General features: G+C 70.3%; 3 protein-coding genes and 1 pseudogene. 1 reads left to right on the top strand and 3 read right to left on the bottom strand.

Translation table 11 applies throughout. From position 1 onward, the window contains the following. The 3 genes and pseudogenes from KGA66_RS28525 to KGA66_RS28515 form a co-directional block, all read right to left on the bottom strand. Window positions 1–246: pseudogene (locus KGA66_RS28525) on the bottom strand (hypothetical protein); the annotation flags it as partial. Then, entirely contained in the window at window positions 243–500 is a 258-nt protein-coding gene (locus KGA66_RS28520; protein WP_211472636.1) for a pilin, read from the bottom strand. The pseudogene KGA66_RS28525 and the gene KGA66_RS28520, both read right to left, overlap by 4 nt. Before the next feature lie 306 nt (window positions 501–806). Next, window positions 807–1502, bottom strand: a complete 696-nt coding sequence (locus KGA66_RS28515; protein ID WP_211472634.1) for a hypothetical protein — start codon at window positions 1500–1502, stop codon at window positions 807–809. A gap of 731 nt (window positions 1503–2233) precedes the next feature. Between KGA66_RS28515 and KGA66_RS28510 the strand changes: the two genes are divergently transcribed. Continuing rightward, entirely contained in the window at window positions 2234–2902 is a 669-nt protein-coding gene (locus KGA66_RS28510; protein ID WP_211472632.1) for a hypothetical protein, read from the top strand. The last annotated feature ends 36 nt before the right edge of the window (window positions 2903–2938 follow it).

Genomic DNA, 2938 nt, shown 5'->3' with positions numbered 1-2938 from the left:
CGCGGGAGCCGGGGACGGCACCGGTCCCGGGGCCGGTTCCACCGCCGGTGCGGGCACCGGCTGAGGTGCCGAGGCGGCGGATACCGGGGCCCCGGCGAGGGGTACGGTCAGGGCCTGCGCGGCCGAGGGCAGGGACAGAAGGCCGGCGAGAATCAGTCCGAACACCGCGGCGCGGCGGCGGGCGCGGCGGCGTCGAGGCAGATCGCGCGTGGCGGATCCGGGCAGTGAGCGGGGCATCGCGCTCACCCGCCGACGATGGACTTGAGTGTGGCCACCAGGACCGGGGCGAGCACCGCCAGGGCGTAGCCGACCGCGGCGGATCTGAGCGCGGACTTGGCCCGCTCGACCTCGCTGGGGTTGCCGTCGGAGGCCAGGTACCGGGCCCCGCCGATGGTCAGGAACAGGGTCGCCAGGCCGACCAGGAACCCGGTGATCCAGGTCGTCAGATTGCCGATCACCTGGGCGAGAGAGTCGGCCGCCAGCGGGATGGACGTGGGCATCAAAGCGAGAGACACAGTGGCCTCCAGATGACTGCGGAGCCTGCGTTCGGACGAGTGAGCGTGAGGCAGCGGAAAAAGCCGGGCCGCCGCCACGGGCCCGATGTCGGGGCCGAGGGCGGGTTCCGCCTCCCTTCTCAAAGCGCAGGGGCGACGGATGTCGGGGGTCGTGCCGCACTGTCCCGGAAAGGGCGTCGTACGGCGGCCCGGCTATTTTTGGAACGAGAGGGGCGGATTCTTCCCGCGCCTATAAAGCGGGATGATCAAGACCGTTTGTAACAAGACCACTGAGGATTTCTTGCAGGCTCGCTATTCATCGGTGGTGAGCGCGGCGATAACTCGCCCTTCCGCTGCTCTCAGGGCGCGAGACAGCCGCATGGGATACGAGCCGGTCTCGGCGGCGATACGGCGCAGCGAGACGCCATCCAGGCGGTGACGGCCGATCAATTCCGCCTCCTGGGCGGTGATCACACCGGTACGCGCCAGTTCGATGAGCACGAGGTCCGGGTGTCCGGCCGGCTTGGGCGGGGCGGCGGGGCCGGTGAGCGGGACGCGGGTGCGGGCGAGGTGACGGGCCTGGTCGGCTACGCGGTGCGCGGCAGCCCGGGCCGGGCGCAACAGTTCGTCGAGCACGTCCACGTCCTGGACGGGTTCGGCGTGCAGCAGGGCGTGGGTGAAGGCGGCGAGCAGTTCTTGGGCGACCTCGTCGCGGTCGGCGCAGCGCGTGCGGCAGGCGTGCCAGGCGATGGACCGCAGCTTGGGCAGCGCGCAACCGGCCGCGAGAAGCAGCCACGCGCCGCCCTCGCCGCGCGCACGTCCGAGCAGGGTGCGCCAGATCGCGTCGACGGTCTCGGGCGCCGTTGCCGGGTCAGTGAGCACCGGGCGCACCAGATGGGCGGACATCGGGCCGAGCGGGGTTCGGACCCGTAGCGGGTCAGGCTGCGTGGCCAGGCTGGTGAACGCGGCTTCAGCTGCGTCGAAGACGGGGAAGCGGCCCGGGCGCACGCGGGGGCGTCCGCCTCGGGCGGCAGCGGGCGCGCGGCCGACGACATCGCGGAGTCGGGAATGCGGCGAACAGGACATAGTGGCACCTTTGCGGAAGCGGCTGGAATTGCCTGCCGGAAAAGCAGGCACCGCCGTTGTGCCACCTGCCGTATACGTCACGTCGATCCGCACCCCTCGACGCGTACACAAGGCCGTATACAAGAGCGAGGAAAGTATGCGGGGCACGCACTGGAAAGCGCACCAAGTATTCAGCTGCCGCGAACGCGCTACCCGTCGCCCACCAGACGAGACCGCCCACCGCCACCCAGGCCCGCGACCGTATACATGAGTACACAAGCGGCTCTCAACTGTGCTGTCTCGCCGCCACCGGAAGGCAGGCACCCGGCGCGACCTCGGCACCACATCGCCCGGTCCCTGGTCCGCGCGAAGCCTGAAAGTATGCGTGTATACGAGGCGGTGTGCCCTCGAATACACGCGACAGTAGAGACTGGATGATTTCCCGAGCGCTACGCCATTCAGGTGGCAATCAAATGCGGCGCGACGGTTCCCGCCTACTGCCCCGCCTCGCGGTACTCATTGCCTGCCTACCTTCAACGCTGTTACATCTGGCCAAGATCATCCCGTTTTATAGGCGGGTCGTGCCGCAAGGCCGAAAGACAACACCGCGGGTTCCATGCACCGCCGTGCCTGTATCACACCGCATCTGCCACTCCCGCATCACCACGAATACTGTGGCTGACCGCGAGCGCAGTCTCATCCCCACCCACGGATCTCCCGGCGTTCCGCACACCGTGTGGCTCGCCCCGCACGGCTGCACCAAATCCCCGATCGCCGCCGAGACCAGCCTTCCGCTGTGGGCGCTGGAACGCGCCTGCGCGCAATTCGCCCCGCGCGGTGGAAACGCCGCCGTGCTTTTCGGACCCGGGCCCGCCCACACCGACCAGCTGCCCGAGCCCACGAGACTCGCACCCGACTGGCTGCGCGCCGCCGAACACACCGACCTGGACGAGATCCGCCCGCCAGCCCGGACGCTCACGCTCACACTCGCGCTCGTCCTAGCCGACCCCACGCCGCACGAACCCGACCCGGACCCGCGCTGTGCCGAGACGTTCTACCGGAGCCTGGCCGCGGCGCTGCGCCGCGACGGCATCGTGCTCGTGCACACCCACCCGCACCACACCACCACCGGACTGACCGACCCGGCCGCCGCCCACATCCGCGCCGCCCGCGCCGCGGGACTGCTCTACACCCAGCACCTCGTGCTCGTGCACCACCGCCTCGACACCCCCACCGCCGCGCGCATCCGCCGCCCCTGGCTGCGCCCGGCCGCCCCCGTGCACCGACGCGTGCACACCGACCTGTATGCCTTCACCCGCCACGAGGACGGTGACCCGCGATGAACAACCGAACCCTCGGCGCCGCCCTCGGTACCCACC

This window comes from Actinocrinis puniceicyclus, from assembly GCF_018283645.1.
GTDB classification, from domain to species: Bacteria; Actinomycetota; Actinomycetes; order Streptomycetales; family Catenulisporaceae; genus Actinocrinis; species Actinocrinis puniceicyclus.
Note: the sequence above shows the minus strand (reverse complement) of the source record. Positions and strands in the feature narration are given on the sequence as shown.

Coding starts and splice junctions, on each gene's coding strand:
- KGA66_RS28520 (WP_211472636.1), bottom strand. CDS start 500: ATGCCCACGTCCATCCCGCTGGCGGCCGACTCTCTCGCCCAGGTGATC.